This window comes from Streptomyces sp. ISL-10, from assembly GCF_018614575.1.
Classification (GTDB): domain Bacteria; phylum Actinomycetota; class Actinomycetes; order Streptomycetales; family Streptomycetaceae; genus Streptomyces.
On record NZ_JAGGOJ010000007.1, the window covers coordinates 333888 to 353309 of the forward strand.

Genomic DNA, 19422 nt, shown 5'->3' on the forward strand with positions numbered 1-19422 from the left:
GCCTCCTCATGACGACTCTCGTACGGAGATCATCCGACACCCTCACCCGTGACGCCCTCACCGTCCTCCAGCCCGGCTTCACCGGCACCACCGCCCCGGACTGGCTGCTGCGGCGGATCGGCGAAGGACTCTCCGCGGTCGGCCTGTTCGGCCGCAACATCACCACGCCCGGTCAGCTGGTCGCGCTCACCGCCCGGTTGCGGGCCGAGCGCGAGGACGTCCTCGTCGCCATCGACGAGGAGGGCGGCGATGTCACGCGGCTGGAGGCGCGCACCGGTTCCTCCTTCCCGGGCAACTACGCGCTGGGCACGGTGGACGATGTGGAGCTCACCCGCGCCGTGGCACGTGAGCTGGGCCGGCGGCTCGCCGAGTGCGGGGTCGACCTCAACTGGGCACCGTCCGCCGACATCAACTCGAATCCGGACAACCCGGTTATCGGGGTGCGATCCTTCGGCGCGGGGACGGGCCTCGCCGCCCGGCACACCGTGGCCTACGTCGAAGGGCTCCAGTCCGCCGGGGTCGCCGCCTGCACCAAACACTTCCCCGGGCACGGCGACACCAACGTCGACTCGCACCACGCGCTGCCCCGGATCGATGTGGACCTCGACACACTGCACGCTCGTGAGCTGGTGCCTTTCCGCGCCGCCATCGCGGCGGGTTCCAAAGCGGTGATGAGCGCGCATATCCTGCTGCCCGCGCTCGACCCCGATCGTCCCGCGACGCTGAGCCCACAGATCCTCACCGGTCTGCTGCGCGAAGAGCTGGGCTACCAGGGTCTGATCGTCACGGACGGGATGGAGATGCAGGCCATCTCGTCGGTGTACGGGATCGAGCGCGGCTCGGTCCTCGCGATCGCCGCAGGAGCCGACGCGATCTGCGTCGGTGGCGGCCTGGCCGACGAGGACACCGTGCTGCGGCTGCGCGACGCGCTGGTCACAGCGGTACGGGACGGCGACCTGCCCGAAGAGCGGCTGGCCGACGCGGCGGCGCGCGTGCGCGCCCTCGCCGACTGGACGCGCCGGGCCAGGGGGGCTGCAGCAGAGCCGGGCGCGGCTTCACAGGAGGGGACCGCGCCCGGCTCCGAAACGGAGATCGGTCTGCTCGCCGCGCGGCGCGCCGTGCGGGTCACCGTGGGGAAGCAGCCGTACGAGCCGGTCACCTCGGCGCCCCACGTCGCCGCCTTCACCCCGGTCGCCAACATCGCCGTCGGTGACGAGACGCCCTGGGGGCTCGCGGCCGAACTCGCGGAGCTGCTGCCCGGCACCACGACGGGTACCTGGGCGAGCGATGACGATGTGTCCGCTTTGATGACAGATGTGCTGGCCGCCGCCGCGGACCGAAGGATCGTCGCCGTGGTGCGCGACATCCACCGGCACCCCTGGATGGCGAACGCCCTGGACGCCCTGATCGCGGCCCGTCCCGACACGGTCGTGGTCGAGATGGGGGTCAACGGGGCCCCGCCGAGGGGAGCCCTGCACATCGCCACCCATGGCGCCGCCCGCGTCTGCGGACGTGCTGCCGCCGAGGTGGTCACCGGCAGGGGCGCCGGGCTCTGACCGCAGCCGGCGGTGCTGTGCCGGGCGAGCGCCGGGGGAGACGAGATCCTGCCGCTCCAGCTGAAGGCGGACGAGGTGTGATCGCCCGCGACCATGACCCGGACGCGCCCGACAGCGCCGGCGAAGGTGACCCAGACCCGCCGATGCGCTCACTGCGCGTAGGCGTGGTGGCCGGATCGTGACGGGCGGGCTCGAGGAGGGGCCCGCCCGTCCCTTTTGACCGGTGCATAAGTATGGCGCGGGAACTAAACTCGGCCCGTATGCATGGACAGCCCGAGTGGTCTAGTCCAGAATGAAGTGAAGCTCAGACACAAGCCTCCGCCCTCCCCCGCACAGGAGGGTGGAACGAGGTCCCCGGCTCTCTCTGCCCTGACTGCGCCGAGACCTCCACACGGCCGACCGGGACCGCACACCCGCCGGCCGGGCAACTCCGGGCTGCGGTGCCGGACGGGTCGAGGGTCCCGTCACGGCGCCGCGGCCCGCGGGTACCCTCGCTGACGTGCCCTCCATGAACGACCTCGTACACCAGCACACCGCTCTGAGCGATTCCGACCTCGAGTGGCTCCATCTGCTGGTCTCGGAGTGGCAGCTGCTCTCCGACCTCTCCTTCGCCGACCTCGTCCTGTGGGTCCCCACGCGCGACGGCACCCGCTACGTCTCCGTCGCCCAGATGCGGCCCAATACCGGCCCGACCTCCTACCAGGACGACATGGTCGGCCACCTCGTCCCGCGCGGCCGCCGGCCGCTGCTCGACGCCGCTCTCGACGAGGGCCGGATCGTGCGCGAGGGCGACCCCGAGTGGCGTGAGGAGGTGCCCGTACGGGTCGAGTCCATTCCCGTGCGCCGGGAGGGCCGCGTCCTCGGCGTCATCGCCCGTAACACCAATCTGCTCACCGTCCGCACTCCCTCACGGCTGGAGCTCACCTACCTCCAGTCCGCCTCCGACCTCGCCCAGATGATCGCGGCCGGGTCCTTCCCCTATCCCGGCGAGCAGGTCGAGATGGACGCGTCGCCGCGCGTGGGCGACGGACTGATCCGGCTCGACGCCGACGGTGTCGTGCAGTACGCGAGCCCCAACGGCCTGTCCGCCTACCACCGGCTCGGCCTCGCCTCCGACCTCGTCGGGCAGCACCTCGGCCAGGTCACGGCCGAACTGGCCCCCTCGCGCGGCCCGGTGGACGAGGCGCTGGTCAAGCTGGCCAGCGGGTACGCGCCCCGGGAGTTCGAGGTCGAGGGCAATGGCGGTGTCATCCAGCTGAGGGCCATCCCGCTCAAGCCCAAGGGGGTGCGGATCGGCTCCCTGGTCCTGCTGCGCGACGTCACCGAATTGCGCCGCCGCGAGCGCGAGTTGATCACCAAGGACGCGACCATCCGGGAGATCCACCACCGGGTGAAGAACAACCTCCAGACCGTGGCGGCCCTGTTGCGTCTCCAGGCACGCCGTATGGACTCCGTGCAGGGCCGGGAGGCGCTCAACGAGGCGGTCCGGCGCGTCGGTTCGATCGCCATCGTCCATGAGACGCTGTCCCAGAATCTGGACGAGCGCGTGGAGTTCGACGAGATCGCCGACCGGGTGATCGCGATGGTCGCCGAGATCTCCCCGGGCAAGGTGGACTGCCGGCGCACCGGCCGTTTCGGCATTCTCGACGCGGAGACCGCCACGCCGTTGTCGATGGTGCTCACCGAGGTGCTCCAGAACGCCCTGGAGCACGCCTTCGCGCCGGGCGAGCACGGCTCGGTCGAGGTGTCCGTGGTTCGCGGCGACACGCGTGCGGAGAACCCCCGGCTGCTGATCACCGTCCAGGACGACGGTCGCGGTCTGCCCGGGGGGTTCGACCCGAAGAGCGCGGGCAACCTGGGGCTGCAGATCGTACGGACCCTGGTCGAGGGGGAGTTGGGCGGCAGCTTCGACATGGTGCCGGTCCCGCAGCCGTCCCGCGGCACCCGGGTGGTCCTCGACATCCCCGTATCCGACAAGCGCTGACGGCCTCTCCGCCGGGCTCGTACAGCCGCCGGGCCCCGCACAGCGAAGAGCCCCGGACCGTGTCACACGGTCCGGGGCTCGAAGCTCGTTGCTCGCATTCGCGATGCGCATCGGGGGTACTGCGCGCTGCGGCTCGAAGGCGGTGAGTGCGTGCTCGCTGCACGCGCCGCCGGCTCAGGCTCGTAGCAGGGGGCGTCAGGCGCTGGCGTTACGCGCCCGGTTGCGAGCGGCACGGCGCTTCATCGCGCGACGCTCGTCCTCGCTGAGGCCACCCCAGACGCCGGAGTCCTGGCCGGACTCGAGCGCCCACTGCAGACACTGCTCCATGACGGGGCAGCGGCGGCAGACGGCCTTGGCTTCCTCGATCTGCAGCAGCGCAGGACCGGTGTTGCCGATGGGGAAGAAGAGCTCGGGGTCTTCCTCGCGGCAAACGGCGTTGTGACGCCAGTCCATGGCTGCTACCTCTCCTTGGTATTTACATGCGGGTGCTTGTGAATGTGAACGCTTTCACGAATCCCCCCGCAAGGGAAGGGCCGTCGCCAGTTGCCCGGCGTTGGGTCCTGGATTCGTGGAGGGGTTCCGGCGGTCTGTGGGGCCGATGTTGCGGGCCGTCCCGATCGCCATGTAGAGATTCGCAAACCTCGGCGGCGGATACAACCCCTTCCGGAAAGTTTTTTTTGATTCCTCGGTGTCGACTAGGTCACAGCCGTACTTCTATGGGGTGGAAGCCAGCCCGTACGTTCGAGATAAAGGACTTTCGGTCCTTCCGGTCACACAATCACACGCAGTGCACGGCGTACGCCTGTGAACGTCACGCTTGTGCGCAGCCCCAGGTGGTCGCCGTCCATCTGGAGGGGCAGTGGGACCTTTGAATGCAAGGTGAAGTCGGTCTGATCATGGAGCGTGACGGCGTGCTTGCCGTGCGGGCCGCGCTCGGGGCTCGACATCAGCAGCTGGGACGCGTAACGGGCCACGGCCGGCGTCGACAACTTCGAGAGTCCGAGCACGTCGAGAGCGGTGTCGAAGGAAGCCCTCGGGGACGCGTACACCGGACGATTGCCCAGGTAGGTCCAGGGAGCGGTGTTGCAGACTATGGACATCACCAGGTCCGTCACCGGCTCCGCCCCCGGCTGCTCCAGAGTGATCGTGCCGTGTCTGCGGTGGGGCTCTTCGAGGAACTGACGCAGCACCTGGCGGATGTAGAGCGCATGCGTGGAGCGTCTGCCCCTCTCCCGCTGCTGTTCGACCCGTCCCACGACGCCGGCGTCGAACCCGAACCCGGCGCAGAAGGTGAACCAGCGCTTCGGCACACCCTCGTCCTCGGTGCCCGGAGTGCCGGCCGCCAGCCCCAGACCGACCGTTCGCTCGGTCCGGTCGCGCAGCGCGTCCAGGATGGCGCCGGTCGCCTCGACCGCGTCGTTCGGCAGGCCGAGCGCGCGGGCGAAGACGTTCGTGGAGCCGCCGGGCACCACGGCGAGGCGGGGCAGCTGCTCGGGATCGGGGCCGTGGTGGAGCAGCCCGTTGACGACCTCGTTGACCGTGCCGTCGCCGCCGAGCGCCACGACGAGGTCTATGTCGTCCGACTCCGCGGCCCGGCGGCCGAGGTCGCGGGCGTGCCCGCGGTACTCGGTGGAGACCGCCTCGAGCTTCATCTCGCTCGCGAGTGCGTGGATCAGCACATCGCGCGTGCGGGCACTGGTGGTGGTTGCTGCCGGATTGACCACGAGAAGTGCGCGCATGCGATGCAGCGTACCTACTGGGGGGTACCTGGCCCAGCCCCGGGCTTCCCGTGACGGCTACCCTGCAGGGGTGAGCAGCGACGACCCCACCTCCTCCCCCCGAAGCGCCCGCCCGCCCCGCCTCACGGCCGCGGCCGCGGTCTGTGCCGCCGAGGGGCTGGCGCTCGTCGCCGGCGGTGTGTACATGCTCGTGATGGGCCTGCTGGGCCGGCCCGACGACCCCGCCCAGGCGGAGACCGGCGGTGTGACACTGATCGCCCTCGCCGTCATCCCGCTGCTAGCGGCCCGCGGGCTGCTGCGCCGCCGCTCCTGGAGCCGTGGCCCCGCGATCATCACGCAGCTGATCGCCCTCATCCCGGCCTGGACCCTCCTGCGCGCCTCCGGCGGGCTGATCCCGCTCGGCATCGTACTGGCGACGGTCGCCGTGACGGGCCTGGTGCTGCTGGTCAGCCCGACGACGGCCCGTGCCCTGGGCATCGGCGCACCTCAGGACTGACGCGCCCCGGGGGAGCCCTGCGGCACAGGACTGACGCGCCCCGGGGAGCGCTGCGGCTCGGGCCGACGCCCCGGGAGCGCTGCCAGATCTGCGGGCAACGCACGGGCGGGCTGCGTACGGGTGTGGTCCCGCACCGCAGCCCGCCCGGACCTCTGACCCGCTACTCCTCGACGAGGAGCTTCTCCCGCAGCTGCGCCAGCGTGCGGGCCAGCAGCCGGGAGACGTGCATCTGGGAGATGCCCACCTCCTGCGCGATCTGCGACTGCGTCATGTTGCCGAAGAAGCGCAGCAGCAGGATGCGCTTCTCGCGCGGCGGCAGGTCCTCCAGCAGCGGCTTCAGCGACTCGCGGTACTCGACGCCCTCCAGCGCCTCGTCCTCGGCGCCGAGCGTGTCCGCCACCGCCGGCGACTCGTCGTCCGTGTCGGGGACGTCCAGGGACAGCGTGGAGTACGCGTTCGCCGACTCCAGGCCCTCCAGCACTTCCTCCTCCGAGATGCCCAGGCGCTCGGCCAGCTCGTGGACCGTCGGTGAGCGGCCGTGCTGCTGGGAGAGCTCCGCCGTCGCCGTGGTCAGGGCGAGTCGCAGCTCCTGCAGCCGGCGCGGCACCCGGACCGCCCAGCCCTTGTCGCGGAAGTGGCGCTTGATCTCGCCCACCACTGTCGGCGTCGCGTACGTCGAGAACTCGACGCCGCGCTCCGGGTCGAACCGGTCCACCGACTTGATCAGACCGATGGTGGCGACCTGCGTGAGGTCGTCCAGCGGCTCGCCACGGTTGCGGAAGCGCCGTGCGAGATGCTCGACGAGCGGCAGATGCATGCGCACGAGCTGATTGCGCAGCTCCGCCCGCTCCGGCGCTCCCTCGGGCAGCTCGCGCAGCTCTATGAACATCGCCCGTGCCCCGCTGCGGTCGTGGAGGTCGTGGTGATGCCGCTCGTGCCCGTGTTCGTGCTCGCTCATACGGTCCGCCTGATCTGCCCGCGCCTGCTCCGCCGAGGCCGTCCGGCCGTCGGGCTCGTCCACCACCGGGTGCGGCCGTGCGTGCTGCTCCGGGATGCCGGCAGACGCGCTCAGCACCCGGGGGCCACGCTCCTCGTCCTCCCGCATCGGACCATCCCCGTTTCCGTTGCTCACGCCGGCCCGGGTCCCGCGCCGCGCTGTTTGTACAGGCTGATGGAGACCGTACGGTCGTCGGCGACCGAGGAGTCGACCTTGCCGGCCAGTGCCGAGAGCACCGTCCAGGCGAATGTGTCGCGCTCCGGGGCCCGGCCGTCGGTCGTGGGCGCCGAGACCGTCACCTCCAGCGAGTCGTCGACGAGCCGGAACACACAGCTCAGCACTGACCCGGGAACGGCCTGCTGGAGCAGGATCGCGCACGCCTCGTCGACCGCGATCCGCAGATCCTCGATCTCGTCGAGGGTGAAGTCCAAGCGCGCTGCGAGACCGGCCGTGGCCGTACGCAACACGGACAGGTAGGCACCCGCAGCCGGCAGCCGGACTTCCACGAAGTCCTGAGTCCCGGGCTCGCCTGCGATCTGGGACACCCTCACCTCCAAGGTGGCACAAGCTCTTTCTGGGCCACGGGCCAAAGGACCCGCGGCCATGCGGTACGTAGTCGATTACGTAGCCGATACTGGCCTGGCGACGCTATCGCGATCCATGGTGCCGTGTCGCCGGGGACCCCCGAGCTGACAACTGTCACTCATGGTAAGCATATGAGCACGGACAGTGGCTAGAGGTCTGCGCCACCCAATTGCGCGGAACCAGGGGATGGTTGACGTACCCACGCGTCAGACGATCGAACCGTCCACAAAGCACCACCGCCACTTCTGCCCCGGCTCGAAACTGCGCATCACCGCATGCGCCGTCTCGTGGAAATGCGCGCTCGCGTGCCGCAGCGGCGACGAGTCGCAGCAGCCCACGTGGCCGCAGACCAGACACAGTCGCAGCTGGACAGGGTGACTGCCCACCGCCAGACACTCCGGGCACGTCTCGCTCAGTGGCACCGGCTCGGGCAGTGGCAGTTCCGCTACATGCGCGCACTCGCTCATGATTGCCAGATTACGACGCAGGTGACGGACACGAGGTCGGTGTGATGGAAGCATTGCCACTGGTGGGACTCATCGCGGCGAGCGCCGTGGTCGCGGGCGCCGCCCGCCGGACTCCGGTCCCGGCGCCTTTGCTGCTGGTGGCGGCGGGGCTGATCGCCTCGTACGTGCCCGGCGTCCCCGACTACCACCTCGACCCGCACATCGTGCTGCCGCTGCTGCTGCCCCCGCTGCTGCACACCGCCGCCCTGGACAGCTCCTACCTCGACCTGCGCGCCAACATCCGCCCGGTCGCGCTGCTCTCCGTCGGCTACGTCCTCTTCGCGACGCTGGCCGTCGGCTACCTGGCGTACCTGATCGTGCCCGATCTGCCGCTGACCGCCGCCCTGGTGCTCGGCGCGGTCGTCGCACCGCCGGACGCGGTCGCCGCGACGGCCATCGCCCGCAGGCTCGGGCTGCCCAGCCGCGTCACCACGATCCTCCAGGGCGAGTCCCTGGTGAACGACGCCACCGCGATCACCGCGTACAAGGTGGCGCTGGCCGCCGCGATCGGCGAGGGCGCGAGCTGGGCCGGGGGCCTGGGGGAGTTCGCGCTCGCCTCGCTCGGCGGCATCGGCGTGGGGCTGGTCCTGATGATCCCCATCCACTGGCTGCGCACCCGCCTGAAGGAAGCGCTCCTGCAGAACACGCTGTCCCTGCTCATCCCGTTCATCGCCTACGCCGCCGCCGAGGAGGTCCACGCCTCCGGAGTGCTCGCGGTGGTCGTCGTCGCGCTCTACCTGGGCCACCACTCCTCACAGGTCGACTTCGCGACCCGGCTCCAGGAGGAGGCGGTGTGGAAGATGGTCTCCTTCGTGCTGGAGTCAGTGGTGTTCGCACTGATCGGACTGCAGCTGGCGTTCGTGGTGGAGGGGCTCGGGGAGTACGGCGTGGGCGAGTCCCTGTGGTACGCCGCCGGGGTCTTCGTCACCGTCGTCGTCGTGCGCTTCGTCTGGGTCTACCCGGCGACCTTCCTGCCCCGCGCGCTGTCCCAGCGCATCCGGGAGCGTGAGCCGGACACCACCTGGAGGGCTCCGCTGATCGTCGGCTGGGCCGGCATGCGCGGGGTGGTGTCGCTGGCGATCGCGTTCTCCATCCCGCTGACCATGGCCGACGGCGAGGAGTTTCCCGCCCGGAACCTCGTCCTCTTCCTCACCTTCACCACCGTGATCGGCACCCTCGTGGTGCAGGGCCTGAGCCTCCCGCCGCTCATCCGCGCGCTGAAGCTGCCCGGACGCGACGTGCAGGCCGAGACGCTCGCCGAGGCCCAGGCGCAGAGCGAGGCGTCCGCCGCCGCCGAACAGCGGCTTCAGGAACTCCTCACGGACGAGCGCAACGCCCTGCCGCAGCCCCTGGCCGACCGGCTGCGCACCGTGCTGGAGCGCCGGCGTCACTCCGTGTGGGAGCGGCTCGGCACGGTCAATGAGATCACCGGGGAGTCCGCCGACGACACCTACCGGCGCCTGGCCCGGGAGATGATCGCCGCCGAGCGCGACGTCTTCGTCGAGCTGCGCAACCGGCGCCGGATCGACGACGAGATGATGCGCACGCTGCTGCGCCGGCTGGACCTGGAAGAGGCGGCGGCCTACCGCGAGGAGGCCTGAGCCGACCGGTTCTCCTGGCCGGTGACCACGGCCGCGACAGTGGTGCCGGAGGGGAAGGCGCCCTCGGCGGCGAGCACGCTGAGTCCATAGAGCGCTTTGGCGACATAGACACGCTCCATGGGCAGCCCGTGCCGCTCCTCGAAGTCCCCGGCGAATGCGTCGAGTCCGGGGCTCGTGCGGGCATAGCCGCCGAAGTGGAAGCGGTCGTCGAGCGACCAGTCACCGGCCGGGCCGCCGAAGGCCGCCGTCTGAAGCGCGCGTATCGCGTCGCCGAGGAAGCCGCCGCGCAGGACGGGGAAGCCGATGGCGCGCTGGTCCGCGCCGAGGCCCGCGGCAAGACCGGCGAGCGTGCCGCCCGTGCCGCAGGCGACGGCGACGACGTCGATGTCCTCGTCGAGGTCGCGCAACTCACGGCCGAGCTCCCGGCAGCCGTGCGCGGCCGCTGCGTTGCTGCCGCCCTCGGGCACCACGTACACATCGTCCGACCGGAGCCCCGCCGCGGTCCCGGTTCCGGCGTCGCGCAGGATCCGTGCGAGCACGGCGGGGTCGTCCTTCGCTCGGTAGGTGGCGCGGTCGGTGAACAGCAGGCGCATGCCGTCGTCCGCGCAGCGGCGCAGCGACGGGTTCAGCGGGCGCGTGGCCAGTTCGTCACCCCGTACGACACCGATCGTGGGGAAGCCGAGCAGACGGCCCGCCGACGCGGTGGCGCGCAGATGGTTGGAGTACGCGCCGCCGAAGGTGAGCACCGTACGGCCGGCGGCGGCGCGCAGATTGGGGACGAGCTTGCGCCACTTGTTCCCGGGCAGGTCGGGGTGGATCAGATCGTCGCGCTTGAGCAGCAGCCGCACCCCGTAGCGGTCGAACCGCTCGTCCGCGACGGGCTGCAGCGGTGAGGGCAGCCGGGGCCGCAGCACGGCGTCAAGGTCAAAGGTCTGCCCGGTCATGACCTCATTGTCGCCGGATGTGCGAGCGATCCGGCCGCTGCCCCGGTCGGGGCGATCCAGTCCCACTCATTTGTGTAATGGCGCCGTGACGTACTGCGCTGGAAGGCTTTCTCTCGCAGGTCAGACCCGTGATCGAGAGGGAGTTACATGACGGTCGGTTCGGTAGGTCCCGTCGGCGTGGACGTCCGGGAGCAGGGTCCCCAGCAGAGTCTCGGCACCGCAGCCGCTCGGAATCTCGCGACCACCACGAAGTCCGTCCCGCAGATGCAGGAGATCACCTCACGGTGGCTGCTGCGCATGCTGCCCTGGGTGCAGGTGCAGGGCGGTACGTACCGAGTGAACCGGCGCCTGACCTACTCGGTCGGCGACGGCAGGGTGACATTTGTGCAGACGGGCGACCGCGTCACGGTCATTCCCGCCGAGCTGGGCGAGCTGCCGGCGCTGCGCGATTTCGGTGATGATGCGGCGCTCACGGAGCTGGCACAGCGGTGCTACCAGCGGGAGTTCGCGCCCGGCGAGGTGCTGGCCACCGGCGGGGACGCGGCGGACCGGATCTATCTGCTCGCGCACGGCCGGGTCGAGCAGGTCGGCGAGGGACCCTACGGGGACGAGGCCGTGGTCGAAGTCCTCGCGGACGGCGCGTATTTCGGCGATCAGTCCCTCACGGACCGCGAAGCGGTCTGGCGGTACACCGCCCGCGCGGCGACGGCCTGCACGGTGCTCGTGCTGACCAGGGACGACGTGTTCAACCTCGCCGACCGCGCGGAGTCGCTGCGCACCCATCTGGCGGGCCTTGCCACGCTGCCCCACCAGCGGACCAACACGTACGGCGAAGCGGCGATCGACCTGTCGGCGGGCCATGTCGGTGAGGCCGTCGTCCCGCACACCTACGTCGACTACGACGCGGCTCCCCGCGAGTACGAACTGAGCGTCGCGCAGACCGTTCTGAAGGTGCACAGCCGTGTCGCCGACCTCTACAACCAGCCCATGAACCAGACCGAGCAGCAGTTGCGGCTGACCGTCGAGGCGTTGCGCGAGCGCCAGGAGCACGAGCTCGTCAACAACCGCGAGTTCGGCCTTCTCAGCAACTGCGACTACGGTCAGCGGCTGCAGCCGCATGATGGTGTGCCGAGCCCGGACGACATGGACGAGCTGCTCTCGCGGCGGCGCGGTTCCAAGCTGTTCCTCGCCCACCCGCGCGCCATCGCCGCCTTCGGGCGCGAGTGCAACAAGCGAGGTCTCGTGCCCGACCATGTGGAGATCGGTGGCCACCATGTGCCGGCCTGGCGGGGCGTGCCGATCTTCCCGTGCAACAAGATCCCGATCTCGGACGCCCGGACGACGTCCATCATCTGCATGCGTACGGGCGAGGCCGACCAGGGCGTGATCGGACTGCACCAGACCGGCATTCCGGACGAGATCGAGCCCAGCCTGTCCGTGCGCTTCATGGGTATCGACGAGCAGGCGATCATCTCGTACCTGGTGACGGCCTACTACTCGGCCGCCGTGCTCGTCCCCGACGCCCTCGGCGTCCTGGAGAACGTGGAGGTGAGCCGCCCGCGCTGACCACCATGTGCCGCACCCGGGGCGCGCCCTGGGCGAGTGTCCGGCGCGTCGTGGCCGAGGCCGCCACGACGCGCCCCAGGGCGTCGCCCGGGGGCGCTCCCCGGGCGATGCCACTCCCGTTGCCCTTCAGGCACGGGAGAGGACACACGCCGCGTTGTCGAAGTGCCCTCGTGGCTCCGCCAGAGGACACTGAGGCGCCTTGCGATGCTTCCTCTCGGCCCCTGCGGGTCCTGGGGAGGCACTCTCTCTCGGCCCCGGGGCGGGCCTGGGGAGGCCCTCCCTCGCTCCGGCGGGCCTGGGAGGCCCCATGCATCGGACGCCGCGGCCCTGTCCGGCCCTGGGCCTGTGCAGCCTGATCAGCCGGACACCCCCTGACGCGCCCCGGCCCGCACGGCCGACAGCCCCCGAGGAAAGGACCGCCCGTTGACCATGCCGGACACCGTCGAGGGCCGTGAGGCCGTCGCCCTGCTGGAGCGCACCCGCGACGCGGTCCAGCCCGAGCTCCGTTCCGCCATCGACACTCTGCCGGGTGCCGTGCGCCGGGTGGCGAGGTACCACTTCGGCTGGGAGCAGGCCGACGGCAGCCCGGCCGCCGGGGCGGGCGGCAAGGCCGTCAGGCCCGCGCTGGTGCTCGCCGCCTGCCGGGCGCTGGGCGGTGACCCGCGCCGGGCCGTGCGGGCCGCGGCGGCCGTGGAGCTGGCACACAACTTCACACTGCTGCACGACGACGTCATCGACGAGGACGTCACCCGCAGGCACCGTCCCACTGCCTGGCGGGTGTTCGGCGCCGCGGACGCCATCGTCGTCGGGGACGCCTTGCTCGCCCTCGCGCTGCGGCTGCTGGCCGAGGACCGGGACCCGTGCGCGGTCGCCGCGTCGGGACGGCTCGCGGCCTGTGTCATCGAGCTGTGCGCGGGCCAGCAGGCCGACTGCTCCTTCGAGGAGCGCGCACCGGGGGAGGTGACGCTGGAGGAGTGCCTCGGCATGGCGACGGCCAAGACCGGTGCGCTGCTGGGCTGCGCGTGCGCGATGGGCGCGCTGTACGCGCGGGCGGGGGAGGAGGAGGTCGCCGCCCTGGACGCGTTCGGGCGCCAGGCCGGTCTCGCCTTCCAGCTCATCGACGATCTGATCGGGATCTGGGGAGATCCGGAGAGTACGGGGAAGCCGGCCGGGGCCGATCTCGCGGCGCACAAGAAGTCCCTGCCGGTCGTGGCCGCCCTGGCATCGGGCACGCCGGCCGGCGCCGAGCTGGCCGAGCTGTACCGGCAGCCGATGAACGCCGCGGCGGTGGCCCGCGCCGCCGACGCGGTCGACCGGGCCGGTGGCCGGGACTGGGCGCAGATGCAGGCGGCCGACCGGATGTCGCGGGCGGTGGGGGAGTTGTCGCGTGCCGTGCCGGACCTGGCCGCGGCAGGGGATCTGCTGGCGTTGGCGGAGTTCGTCACGCGGCGCGTTCGCTGAGGTGGGCGGTCGTACCGCATACGGCGCGCCGGGGCCGTGGGCGTGCGGCCCTCAGTGTGCCGGGGCCGGGGCGCGTACCGCTCGCAGCGTGCCGAGCCCCTGACGACCGGAACTATTGCCTCCGAATCCCGTCGTGAAACAGCCTTGCAGTGACCACTACAGACGCAGCACTATGGCTGGAGTGGTAAGTCCTGGCGCATGTGCCGGGCCGCCGCCGGCTTCACCCCCGACCAAAGGATCAGGTTTGCGCAAGCTCAGCTACTTCGTCGCCGCGTCGATCGACGGCTTCATCGGAGCCCCGGACGGTGAGGCGGACTTCTTCACCCGCCATCTGACCGCCGACTTCGTCGAGTACCTGAAGAACGAGGCGCCGGACACCCTGCCGACCGCGGCCCGCCGGGCCTTCGGCATCGACGATGAGCCCAACCGCGAGTACGACACGATCATCCAGGGTCGCGCCAGCTACGACCTGGCCCTGCGGATCGGCGTCACCAGCCCGTACGCGCATCTGCGCGAGTACGTGGCGTCGAACAGCATCACGCAGTCGCCGGATCCGAACGTGCGCATCGTCTCCGGCGACATCGCGGCGGCGGTCCGGGACCTGAAGAAGGAGGACGGCCTCGGCATCTACCTCTGTGGCGGTGCGCATCTCGCCGGCCAGCTGATCGGCGAGGTCGACGAACTCGTCATCAAGACGTACCCGGTCGTGCTGGGTGCGGGCATGCCGATGTTCTCCGCCCCGTTCCGGCTCGCCGACTTCGCACTGGAATCCCTGCGCTCCTTCGACAACGGTGCGGTCGTCAGGAAGTACGCCAGGAAGCCCGAAGTGGAGCACACGGGGCAGGACTGACGGTGGCCGTCCCGCTGTCCGAGGCGCCCGTAGCGGCATATTCTGGCCATATGGACAGTGAAGGACATGGGTCGCAACGAGTCCCGCGCCGCACGCAGGGAGAACCTGTCTGTCCCGCCTGCGGCAAGCCTGTCGGCACGGTCGTCAAACGGCACAAGACACTCGGGGCGTTCGTCCCCGTCTGGGAACCGGGGCCGTGCCGCAACCCCGACTGTCCCCTGAGTGTCGACGAGGGCGGCGACACATCCGGCGAAGAGGTCAGCAAGAAGTGAGCCGACGCCCGCCGCGCAGGCCGGCGGGCGTCTAAGCGGCACCTCCTGCGCGTCGGGGACGGGCCTACCGCTACAGTCCGCGCATGTCATCGGAGTCGACTGAGGTCTGGGCGGGCTGGTACCGCGACCGGGCCGGCGCGGAAGCGGTCACGATAACCGCGGCCGACGGCCAAGTGCGTACGCGCATCAGAGGTGTTGAGTACGAGGGCGTCACTTTCGCCGCCCTGTGGGCGGAGGGGGGCGGGGTGCTGGCCTCCTGCGTACTGGAATGGGACATGCCGCTGCCTGTCCAGGTGGACGGCGAGGTGCAGCAGGCGACGCTCGGCTGCCTGCTGACACTGGGCGAGCTCGCGCAGGACGGTGCCGGGCCGGACCGAGCGGAGCTCAATCTGACGCTGCACTGCGGCGGAGCCGCGTATGAGGCGGGCGTGGCGGACGGCGATTTCGACGACGCACTCGCCCGTATCCGGGGCCAGTTGCCGCCCGGCGCGGAACTCGGGGACCGCGAGCCGGCCCAGGCGTGACCCACTTCCGTTCACGGCGCCGCCCCGAGAACGGTGTGCGGTGCGGCAGTTGAGCCGCCCTACGTCCGACGGCATGGAGTTCGAGGTGAGGCACGTGCGTGTGTTGTGCGCCATGGCCGACATCGGCAGCCTGCACAAGGCCGCCTGGTGGCTCGGGCGAGCCGGCCGTCGCTGACCGCGCAACTGCGCCGGATCGAGGGCTTCCGTGGCGCGCCGCTGTTCTCGCGCGTGCGCACCGGCTGCCAGAGCATCGAACGAAACCGTTGACGCTCATGGCGAGTTGAGTCCCGGGCTTACGAGACAGCGGGCCCCGGCGGAAGGGAATCCGCCGGGGCCCGCTGCCCAGGTGCGTACGACCGATGACCGGTCTCAGTCCGTGCCGGACTCCATCGCGGCGCGGTCCAGCATCGTCTCCTCGGCCGTGCCCTCGCCGCGCGAGGCGATCACCTGGGCGCCGCCCTCGTCCATGGCGCCGATCAGACCGGTCGAGGCCGCCTGTGCGGCGCCGATCAGCGTCGGGTGATCGGTGCCGACCATGCCCAGGCCCGCGTACTGCTCGAGCCGTGCACGGGAGTCCGCGATGTCCAGGTTGCGCATGGTGAGCTGGCCGATCCGGTCCACCGGGCCGAACGCCGAGTCCTCGGTCCGCTCCATGGAGAGCTTGTCCGGGTGGTAGCTGAGCGCCGGGCCCCGGGTGTCGAGGACCGAGTAGTCCTCGCCGCGCCGCAGCCGCAGGGTCACCTCACCGGTGATCGCCGCGCCGACCCAGCGCTGCAGCGACTCGCGCACCATCAGCGCCTGCGGGTCCAGCCAGCGGCCCTCGTAGAGCAGCCGGCCGAGCCGCCGGCCCTCGTTGTGGTACGCGGCCACGGTGTCCTCGTTGTGGATGGCGTTGACCAGGCGCTCGTAGACGATGTGCAGCAGCGCCATGCCGGGTGCCTCGTAGATGCCGCGGCTCTTGGCCTCGATGATCCGGTTCTCGATCTGGTCGGACATGCCCAGACCGTGCCTGCCGCCGATCGCGTTGGCCTCCATGACGAGGTCGACCGGGGTGGCGAACTCCTTGCCGTTGATGGTGACCGGGCGGCCCTGGTCGAAGCCGACCGTCACGTCCTCCGTGGCGATTTCCACCGACGGGTCCCAGAACCGCACGCCCATGATCGGCTCGACCGTCTCGATCCCGGTGTCGAGGTGCTCCAGGATCTTGGCCTCGTGCGTGGCGCCCCAGATGTTGGCGTCCGTGGAGTACGCCTTCTCCGTCGAGTCCCGGTACGGCAGCCCGTGCGCGAGCAGCCACTCCGACATCTCCTTGCGGCCGCCGAGCTCCGTGACGAAGTCCGCGTCCAGCCAGGGCTTGTAGATCCGCAGGTGCGGGTTGGCCAGCAGGCCGTACCGGTAGAACCGCTCGATGTCATTGCCCTTGAAGGTGGAGCCGTCACCCCAGATCTGCACCCCGTCCTCGAGCATCGCCCGCACCAACAGCGTGCCGGTCACGGCGCGCCCCAGCGGCGTGGTGTTGAAGTACGGGCGCCCGCCCGACTTGATGTGGAACGCGCCGCAGGCGAGCGCTGCCAGCCCTTCCTCCACCAGCGCGGCACGGCAGTCGACGAGCCGGGTGATCTCGGCGCCGTACGCCGAGGCACGGCCGGGCACGGACGCGATGTCCGGCTCGTCGTACTGACCGATGTCGGCGGTGTACGTGCACGGGACGGCGCCCTTGTCGCGCATCCAGGCGACGGCGACCGAGGTGTCGAGCCCGCCGGAGAAGGCAATGCCGACGCGCTCGCCGGTGGGGAGGGAGGTGAGGACCTTGGACATAGCAAGAGTATGCAACTAATCGCATGACCATGCAATGCCGCGCCGGGCAGGAAAAACCGCACCCGGTCCGTCATGGACGGACCGGGTGCGGACAGGACGACCGGGCGATCAAGGAAAACCGCAGGTCAGACGGCCTAGAATCAGGCCTTCTTGGTCTCCCAGAAAATCTTGTCGATCTGGGCGATGTAGTCCAGAGCCTTCTGGCCCGTCGCCGGGTCCGTCGACGCCTTCGCGGCCGACAGGGCCTTCAGGGCGTCATTCACGAGCTGGTGCAGCTCCGGGTACTTCTCGAAGTGCGGGGGCTTGAAGTAGTCGCTCCACAGCACCGAGACGTGGTGCTTGGCGAGCTCCGCGCGCTGCTCCTTGATGACCGTGGCGCGGGCGCGGAAGTGCGGGTCCTCGTTGGCCTGGTACTTCTCCTGGACGGCCTTGACCGACTCCGCCTCGATGCGGGCCTGGGCCGGGTCGTAGACACCGCAAGGCAGGTCGCAGTGAGCGCTGACCTTCACCTTGGGGGCAAACAGGCGGGAGAGCATTGAGCTGTCCTTCCTCGTGATCGTCTTCTCAGGTGGGAGATTACTCCGTGGCAGACGGGTTTTCGCGAGTGCCCCCAGGGGCTTAGGGCAAAAGTCCGGGGTCACCATGGGACCGGTGGCGGAACATACGGTGGAGCCGGAGGGGCCGATGAGTGAGCAGGCGAGTCAGGCGAGGGCGCCGTTCGGCATCGCCGAGGTGACCGGCCGTTCGATGTATCCGACGCTGCGGCACGGTGACCAACTGCTCGTGCACAACGGCGCGGAGGTGCGGCCGGGGCATGTCGCCGTGCTGCGTCATCCACTGCAGCAGGACCTGCTCATCGTGAAGCGGCTGATCGAGCGGCGCGACGGCGGCTGGTGGGTGCTGGGGGACAATCCGAACGACGAGGTCGTGGACAGCCGCGCGTTCGGCGCCGTGCCGGACGAACTGGTGCTCGCGCGCGTGCGCGCCCGCTACCGACCCATGCTGCCGGGGCGCCGCCGCACCCCGTTCTACGTGGCGTCCTGGGTCGTCTCCGCTGTGCGGCTCGTGCCGGCCGACCGCTCGGTCTCCAGGCGCTTGCGGGCCCGGTAGGCGGCCACGTTGGCGCGGGTGGCGCAGCGGTCGGAGCAGTAGCGGCGCGAGCGGTTGGTCGAGGTGTCGAGGTAGGCGTTGCGGCAGGGCGCGGCCTGGCACAGGCCGAGGCGGTCGACGCCGTACTCGGTCAGGTGGAAGGCGAGGCCCATCGCGGCGATGGCCGCGTATCCCGCAGTCGCGTTCGACGGATGGTCGGCGAGGTGCATGTGCCACTTGGGGCGGCCGTCCTCGTCGCGGTGGTCGTGTCCGGAGATCTGCGGGCTCACCGGGAACTCCAGCAGCAGCGAGTTGAGCAGATCCACCGCCTGGGTCTCCTCGCCCGCGTCCGCGGCGGTGAAGACCGCGCGCAGCCGGCTGCGGACGGACCGGAAGCGGGTGACGTCCGAGTCCGTGGCGCGGCGTCCGGCCTGTGGCGCGGGGCCGAACAGTTCGCGGACTGCTTCGACGGAGGTGAGCGAGTCCCTGTTGCGGCCCGGCTCCTCGGTGTTGACCAGGCGTACGGCGTAGTCCGAGTAATAGGCCAGTTCCACTTGTAGTCCTTACCGCGACGGTCTAGTGTCGGCGTAACAGCTGCTTTTGCTTCGAGGGTATTACGGACGAGGGGGTTTCGTGGTGGAGACGAGGACGGGTACGGATACCGGTACCGACTGGCGGGCCTGGCAGGACAGCTGGGACCGGCAGCAGGAGTGGTACCTGCCGGACCGCGAGGAGCGGTTCCGGGTGATGCTGGACATGGTCGAGGCCACGGTCGGCACCGAGCCGAGGGTGCTGGACCTCGCCTGCGGTACGGGAAGTATCACGGACCGGCTGCTCAAGCGGTTCCCGAAGGCGACCAGTACGGGTGTCGACCTCGACCCCGCCCTGCTGACGATCGCCCGCGGGTACTTCGCCGGGGACGAGCGCGTCACCTTCGTCACCGCCGACCTCAAGGCCCCGGACTGGACGGCCGCCCTGCCGCACACCTCGTACGACGCGGTGCTCACCGCGACCGCCCTGCACTGGCTGCACAGCGAGCCGCTCACCGCGCTCTACGGCCGGCTCGCCGGGCTGGTCCGGGACGGCGGCGTGTTCATGAACGCCGACCGCATGAAGGACGAGTCCACGCCCCGTATCAACGCGGCGGAGCGCGCCCACCGCCACGCCGGCATGGACCGCGCCCGCGCCGTCGGGGCGGTCGACTGGGCCGACTGGTGGGCCCTCGCCGCGCAGGACCCGGTCCTCGCCGAGCCGACGGCCGAGCGCTTCCGCATCTACGGCGAGCACGCCGACGGCGACATACCGTCTCCGGACTGGCACGCGCGCACCCTGCGCGAGGCGGGTTTCGAGGAGGCCCGGGCGGTGTGGGCGTCGCCTAGCGACGCGCTGGTGCTGGCGCTGAAGTAGCCGGCGGGCATGCAGAAGGGGCGGTAC

Annotated in this window: 19 protein-coding genes; 10 read left to right on the forward strand and 9 right to left on the reverse strand. The window is 70.6% G+C overall.

Annotated features, from left to right (window positions below; genetic code table 11):
* Positions 1-8: 8 nt before the first annotated feature.
* Entirely contained in the window at positions 9-1556 is a 1548-nt protein-coding gene (locus J7E88_RS08180; protein WP_215178763.1) for a glycoside hydrolase family 3 protein, read from the forward strand.
* A gap of 508 nt (positions 1557-2064) precedes the next feature.
* Positions 2065-3540 (forward strand): sensor histidine kinase, encoded by a 1476-nt coding sequence (locus tag J7E88_RS08185; protein ID WP_215178996.1) that lies wholly within the window; start codon positions 2065-2067, stop codon positions 3538-3540.
* Between the two features lie 195 nt (positions 3541-3735).
* Here the strand turns inward: J7E88_RS08185 and J7E88_RS08190 are convergent, their stop codons facing one another.
* Both J7E88_RS08190 and J7E88_RS08195 read right to left on the reverse strand, forming a co-directional pair.
* The gene (locus J7E88_RS08190) at positions 3736-3993 is read right to left on the reverse strand and encodes a WhiB family transcriptional regulator (RefSeq protein ID WP_003953983.1); all 258 of its coding nucleotides are present in this window, start codon (positions 3991-3993) and stop codon (positions 3736-3738) included.
* 317 nt (positions 3994-4310) lie between these two features.
* A complete protein-coding gene (locus tag J7E88_RS08195) occupies positions 4311-5279 on the reverse strand; it encodes a diacylglycerol kinase family protein (RefSeq protein ID WP_215178764.1) in 969 nt (322 codons plus the stop codon).
* 70 nt (positions 5280-5349) lie between these two features.
* Here J7E88_RS08195 and J7E88_RS08200 point away from each other — a divergent pair, with 70 nt between their 5' ends.
* Positions 5350-5775 carry a hypothetical protein gene (locus J7E88_RS08200; protein ID WP_215178765.1) on the forward strand — a complete coding sequence of 142 codons (426 nt, stop codon included), beginning with the start codon at positions 5350-5352 and terminating at the stop codon, positions 5773-5775.
* A gap of 160 nt (positions 5776-5935) precedes the next feature.
* Here the strand turns inward: J7E88_RS08200 and J7E88_RS08205 are convergent, their stop codons facing one another.
* From J7E88_RS08205 to J7E88_RS08215, 3 genes are all read right to left on the reverse strand, one after another.
* Positions 5936-6880, reverse strand: coding sequence for an RNA polymerase sigma factor SigF (locus tag J7E88_RS08205; protein WP_251022275.1), 945 nt, complete (start codon positions 6878-6880; stop codon positions 5936-5938).
* Between the two features lie 23 nt (positions 6881-6903).
* A complete protein-coding gene (locus J7E88_RS08210; protein ID WP_018845530.1) occupies positions 6904-7317 on the reverse strand; it encodes an anti-sigma regulatory factor in 414 nt (137 codons plus the stop codon).
* Between the two features lie 246 nt (positions 7318-7563).
* Complete coding sequence (locus J7E88_RS08215) at positions 7564-7824, reverse strand: UBP-type zinc finger domain-containing protein (RefSeq protein ID WP_215178769.1); 261 nt, start codon at positions 7822-7824, stop codon at positions 7564-7566.
* Between the two features lie 44 nt (positions 7825-7868).
* Here J7E88_RS08215 and J7E88_RS08220 point away from each other — a divergent pair, with 44 nt between their 5' ends.
* Positions 7869-9464 (forward strand): Na+/H+ antiporter, encoded by a 1596-nt coding sequence (locus tag J7E88_RS08220; RefSeq protein WP_215178771.1) that lies wholly within the window; start codon positions 7869-7871, stop codon positions 9462-9464.
* Here the strand turns inward: J7E88_RS08220 and J7E88_RS08225 are convergent.
* The gene (locus J7E88_RS08225; protein WP_215178773.1) at positions 9446-10408 is read right to left on the reverse strand and encodes a 1-aminocyclopropane-1-carboxylate deaminase/D-cysteine desulfhydrase; all 963 of its coding nucleotides are present in this window, start codon (positions 10406-10408) and stop codon (positions 9446-9448) included. The genes J7E88_RS08220 and J7E88_RS08225 overlap by 19 nt on opposite strands.
* Positions 10409-10555: 147 nt before the next feature.
* On the opposite strand from J7E88_RS08225, the gene J7E88_RS08230 reads away from it, so the two are divergent.
* From J7E88_RS08230 to J7E88_RS08245, 4 genes are all read left to right on the forward strand, one after another.
* On the forward strand, positions 10556-11974 hold the full coding sequence (locus tag J7E88_RS08230) for a family 2B encapsulin nanocompartment shell protein (RefSeq protein ID WP_215178775.1): 1419 nt from the start codon (positions 10556-10558) through the stop codon (positions 11972-11974).
* 429 nt (positions 11975-12403) lie between these two features.
* Positions 12404-13435 carry a family 2 encapsulin nanocompartment cargo protein polyprenyl transferase gene (locus J7E88_RS08235; RefSeq protein WP_215178997.1) on the forward strand — a complete coding sequence of 344 codons (1032 nt, stop codon included), beginning with the start codon at positions 12404-12406 and terminating at the stop codon, positions 13433-13435.
* Between the two features lie 244 nt (positions 13436-13679).
* Positions 13680-14285 carry a dihydrofolate reductase family protein gene (locus J7E88_RS08240; RefSeq protein ID WP_215178778.1) on the forward strand — a complete coding sequence of 202 codons (606 nt, stop codon included), beginning with the start codon at positions 13680-13682 and terminating at the stop codon, positions 14283-14285.
* A 355-nt stretch (positions 14286-14640) separates the two neighbouring features.
* The gene (locus tag J7E88_RS08245; RefSeq protein ID WP_215178780.1) at positions 14641-15081 is read left to right on the forward strand and encodes a DUF6304 family protein; all 441 of its coding nucleotides are present in this window, start codon (positions 14641-14643) and stop codon (positions 15079-15081) included.
* A 369-nt stretch (positions 15082-15450) separates the two neighbouring features.
* Here J7E88_RS08245 and argG read toward each other — a convergent pair whose 3' ends face one another.
* Together argG and sodN are read right to left on the reverse strand one after the other, a co-directional pair.
* Entirely contained in the window at positions 15451-16899 is a 1449-nt protein-coding gene (argG, locus tag J7E88_RS08250; RefSeq protein ID WP_215178782.1) for an argininosuccinate synthase, read from the reverse strand.
* Positions 16900-17039: 140 nt separating this feature from the next.
* Positions 17040-17435, reverse strand: coding sequence for a superoxide dismutase, Ni (gene sodN, locus J7E88_RS08255; protein ID WP_089511141.1), 396 nt, complete (start codon positions 17433-17435; stop codon positions 17040-17042).
* A 148-nt stretch (positions 17436-17583) separates the two neighbouring features.
* Between sodN and sodX the strand changes: the two genes are divergently transcribed.
* Positions 17584-18009: a nickel-type superoxide dismutase maturation protease gene (gene sodX / locus J7E88_RS08260; protein WP_215178998.1), complete on the forward strand. Its 426-nt coding sequence runs from the start codon at positions 17584-17586 to the stop codon at positions 18007-18009.
* On the opposite strand, the gene J7E88_RS08265 is transcribed toward sodX, so the two are convergent.
* The gene (locus J7E88_RS08265) at positions 17928-18542 is read right to left on the reverse strand and encodes an ABATE domain-containing protein (RefSeq protein WP_215178784.1); all 615 of its coding nucleotides are present in this window, start codon (positions 18540-18542) and stop codon (positions 17928-17930) included. The two genes, sodX and J7E88_RS08265, sit on opposite strands and share 82 nt — an antisense overlap.
* 79 nt (positions 18543-18621) lie before the next feature.
* Here J7E88_RS08265 and J7E88_RS08270 point away from each other — a divergent pair, with 79 nt between their 5' ends.
* The gene (locus J7E88_RS08270) at positions 18622-19395 is read left to right on the forward strand and encodes a trans-aconitate 2-methyltransferase (protein WP_215178786.1); all 774 of its coding nucleotides are present in this window, start codon (positions 18622-18624) and stop codon (positions 19393-19395) included.
* Positions 19396-19422: the final 27 nt, after the last annotated feature.